Here is a 3,538-nt window from a genome sequence, read left to right as displayed (position 1 = left end):
CGGCGGCGACGATTGCTGCAAGCTCACCTGCCCCGATCAAACCGTCAAGCACTTGTTCGAGAACAATTGCTGGCTCAAGTGCCATGATGTCGCGGTCACGGGCTGGCTCGAGGCCGGCTACGCCACGCACGACGGCCAGCGGAACCCGGACGGCTTCAACGGCCCCGACGGTTTCAACGACCGCGACGACGAATTCCAGATGAACCAGTTCTACACGGTCATTCAGAAGGCCCTGAAGGACAACGACACCTGCTGGGACTGGGGCTACGATGTCGATCTGCTCTACGGCACCGATTATCGCTATCCGGTCGAAAAGGGACTGGACGCCAACGACGCCGGCATTCCCCGCTGGAACACCGACCCGCGGAAGTTCTACGGGTTGGCCATGCCGCAAGCCTACTTGGAATTCGGCACCAGCAAGCTGTCGTATAAGGTCGGTCACTGGTACACGCTGTTGGGCAATGAAGTCGTGCCCGCGATCGGCAACGTGTTCTACAGCCACACCTACACCTTCCTGTATGCCTATCCGTTCACGCACACCGGCGTCTTGGCCACCTTCAAGCCGAACGACCAGTTGACGATCGTCAACGGCATCGACGAGGGCTGGGACACGTTCAACGACACGGATGAGAACCCCGGCTACACCGGCCAGCTCGTGTTCACCGCCAAGGACAAGCACACCACGCTGACTTACTCGTGGCAGTACAGCAACGAGCCGATCGTCAGCGGCGGCAATCCCGGCGGCGATCCGAACGCTCGCGAAGGCCGGTTCGTGCAGAGCATCGTGCTGGCCCACGATCTGAACGACCGCTTGAGCTATGTGATCGAGAATGGCGACGGCTTCCAGACCAACGGCGAAGCCGGCGGCGGCACGTCCTCTTGGTTCGGCCTGGACAGCTACGCCACCTACAAGATGAACTGCTGCTGGACCGCGGCCTTGCGGAGCGAATGGTTCCGCGACACCGACGGCACCCGCGTGGCGCCGGTGGGCGACTTCCAAACCCCCAACGGCAACGTGGCCTCGGCGGGCGGATTCGCCGGCGACTTCTACGACATCACCGCCGGCCTGAACTACCACCCGAACGCGAACGTCCAGTTCCGTCCGGAAATCCGCTACGACTGGTTCAGCGGCCAAGACCTCAACGGCGTCAAGCCGTACCACGACGGCACGGCCAACCACCAGTGGATCACTTCGTGCGACGTGATTTGGCAGTACTAACTGAATCTCAGTAATCTCGGATCGATCTCAGATCGCCGCGGCACTCCTGCCGCGGCGATCTTTTTTGCGCCTCGTCGCGGTGTAGCACTGGCGCGTGTGGCACTAGCGACGTGTGGCACTCGCAAGTGCAGTCGGCCATTGCCGGAGCAGGCGTCGGCGGGACAACGAACGACGTCGAATAGCGAAGGCGGCGCTTCGGCTCCGGAGACCTTTCCAGCCCGCTGCGATCCTTTCATTTTACCGGCATCCAGGCCCGGCAGTCGATGCGCATCCCGCGGCGGCCAGGGCGAAGATCGCCACCGTCGAAGCGCACGGGGGTCAGATCCCGGTTGCCACCGTCTGCTCACGGACTCGATCATTGGATTCGCACTGGGGCTCGTGCGTATGTCGATGATCGCTTTCCGCAGTGTCCACGCACCGACTTCGGCCAAAAACCGTTAAAGCAAGCGGAATCGTGCTGACCGCCCCAATCGAAAACAGCGTCCATCCCACCGTTTTTCGCTGACTCTCTGGAATCCGGTCCGCCAGCAGAAAGGCTAACCCGGCGCCCAGGACGCCGCGCGTGGCCGCGATGAGACCAACTTCGGGCAATGTAAGTTGTGTTTCTCGCATAGATAGTTCTCCCGCAAGTTGAGGATTGTCCCACGCGAGCGTTCATGCAACGGACGTGCCGAAATCAATGGCGATTTGCATTAGGGTCGTCACATGTTCGTCAGATCGTCCGCGCCGCCGGGGCCGATCAAGCGGTCGAGCGCGGCTGAAATCTCCGTCGCGCAGCGATCGTCTTCGGCGTAGACGCGGCAGATGCGATGGCTTACGGGCAGTTGGCGGAAGAGTTGATCGTCGGTCAGCGGCCGCGGTTTGCCCGCCGCCGGATCGAACAGAAAGTTCTGCCCCGCCGCCGATCCGCGCGTGTTCGGGCGGCTGACGTGCCGGGCCAGGTCGATCACGAGCGGCATCGTCGCGATTTCCGCCCGCAATAGCTTGCGGAGCGCCTGCTCGACAAATCGCCCGTCGCTGAAGATACTCGCCGATTCGGCGTCCGCCGGGCCAAAGACGAGCGTTCGCTGGCAAACCATCTTCCAGCGGAGATCGCGCGCCAGAAACGCGCGCCAACGCGGCCCGAGCGCTCGCTTCTGCGGATCGTCGCTGTCCGACCAGCGGGCGACGTCGACCAACAGCGACCACTCGGTGAAGCGACAGTATTCGTCAAGATACTCGATCGGATTGCCGGGAAACAAATGAGGCCGGCTTTCAATGAACAGATCCTTGAGCGTCAGGTCGATCGCGCGCACGGTGCGATGAAAGTAAACCGTGCGAAACAATTCCGCGCGCACGCCCATGAAACGCACCAGCGCATCGACGCCGCGAGTGTGGATCGTCAGGCCGGCCTCACTGAAGAAGCTGTAGCGCAATAGCCGGTCGAGATCGAAGGCCCGAGCGCTATAGCCCGACATGTACGCGTCGCGAAGTACGAAGTCCATGTTGTCGACCGTGTAAATGCCGCTGAACAGGCTGCGCAAGAGCGCGAGCCATCGCGGCAGACCGTCGCCATTGGAATCCTTCGGCCGCGTGATGAGCGCGGCGATTTGAGCCGGATCGAGTGTCTCGCCCGGCTCAAGCTGGCTATTCGGATTTCGCCGGACGCGGCGGATCAGGTCGCCCAGCTCGTTCTGAACGATCACGCTGCCCAGGCTCTCGTGCGTCAGACCGAAGGTGGAGAGAAAGTGCTCGTCGAAGAAGTGCCCGAACGGCCCATGACCCACGTCGTGCAGCAAGCCCGCCAGCCGCATCAGCGATTCAACATAGCCGCCGCTGGGAACATCCGGGCAAACATCCTTCAAACTGCCATAGAGCGCCGCAACGGTGCGGCTGGCCAAATGCATCACGCCCAGCATGTGCTGAAACCGCGTGTGCTCGGCGGTCGGAAAAACCCACCAGGCCGTTTGGAGTTGGTGAATCTGCCGCATCCGCTGGACCCACGGATGATCGATGATCTGCCGCTCGCCGATCTCGTCGGCCGGCAGCCCGGCGCCCGAGGTGAACGGAATGTAGCCGTGGATCGGATCGAAACTGAGGCTCTCGCTACGAAAGTCTGGCATGAGGTGGCTCATAGACGTAGTGCATGAACCCGGCCGTGAGGGTTGAGCAAAGTGAAAAGTTCGCACCGACCAATTCGCGGCCGAAACTGCTAGCGTCGGACGTGTTCTGATTCATTGTTGGCTGCCGAACCGGACACATTTCGCAATTTTCGCAATTTGCCAGTTTCGCCGCTCGAAAGCGCCCGATCGTCAAACTTTGCCCGTAGCCGCACAGCCG

The 3,538-nt window shown here is 61.8% G+C and carries 2 protein-coding genes; one reads left to right on the top strand and one right to left on the bottom strand.

The genetic code is table 11. The annotated features are described in order from the left end of the window. Window positions 1-1,219: outer membrane beta-barrel protein (locus VGY55_01050; protein HEV2968541.1), on the top strand; the 1,219-nt coding region annotated here is incomplete at its 5' end. A gap of 701 nt (window positions 1,220-1,920) precedes the next feature. Here the strand turns inward: VGY55_01050 and VGY55_01045 are convergent. Next, a complete protein-coding gene (locus tag VGY55_01045) occupies window positions 1,921-3,321 on the bottom strand; it encodes an HD domain-containing protein (GenBank protein HEV2968540.1) in 1,401 nt (466 codons plus the stop codon). Between the last annotated feature and the right edge of the window lie 217 nt (window positions 3,322-3,538).

Source organism: Pirellulales bacterium (assembly GCA_035939775.1).
In the GTDB taxonomy this organism is placed as follows: domain Bacteria; phylum Planctomycetota; class Planctomycetia; order Pirellulales; family DATAWG01; genus DASZFO01.
Note: the sequence above shows the minus strand (reverse complement) of the source record. Positions and strands in the feature narration are given on the sequence as shown.